Genomic DNA, 472 nt, shown 5'->3' with positions numbered 1-472 from the left:
CTAGGTGTGCTGACCGGACAGGTTGGTGACGCGGCTGGCTGGTGTGTGGCCGCCGATGCCGGTGTGGGGTCGGTGGTAGTTGTACCAGTCCAGCCAGTCGGGAAACGCTGCTTGGCGTTCCGCATCTGATGTGTAGGGCTGCTGGTAGGCCCATTCCTCGAGCAGGGTTCGGTGGAAGCGTTCGACCTTGCCGTTGGTCGGCGGCCGCCAGGGGCGTGTCCAGCGGGGACTGATGCCCAGGTCGTGGCAGGTCTGGCGCCAGGTGTTCTTGCTGTAGGCCCAGGCATTGTCAGTCAGCACGCGTTCGATGGTGATGCTGCGGGCGGCGAACCATGCGGTTGCCCGGATGAGGAAGCTGGCACAGGTCGCGGCTTTCTCATCGGGGAGGTCTTCGGTGTATGCCAGGCGGGTGTGGTCGTCCATGGCGGTGTGCAGGTAGGCAAGTCCGACGCCGGTGCGGTTCTTGCGCCCA

General features: G+C 65.3%; 1 protein-coding gene. It reads right to left on the bottom strand.

What is annotated here, in order from left to right:
• The coding region (locus tag NQO67_RS43555) for an integrase core domain-containing protein (protein WP_255956204.1) at positions 1-472 on the bottom strand (472 nt) is incomplete at its 5' end.

The sequence above is a fragment of the Streptomyces odontomachi genome (assembly GCF_024435355.1).
In the GTDB taxonomy this organism is placed as follows: domain Bacteria; phylum Actinomycetota; class Actinomycetes; order Streptomycetales; family Streptomycetaceae; genus Streptomyces; species Streptomyces odontomachi.
The sequence above is the reverse complement of the archived record's forward strand: the minus strand, read 5'-3'. Positions and strand labels throughout refer to the sequence as shown.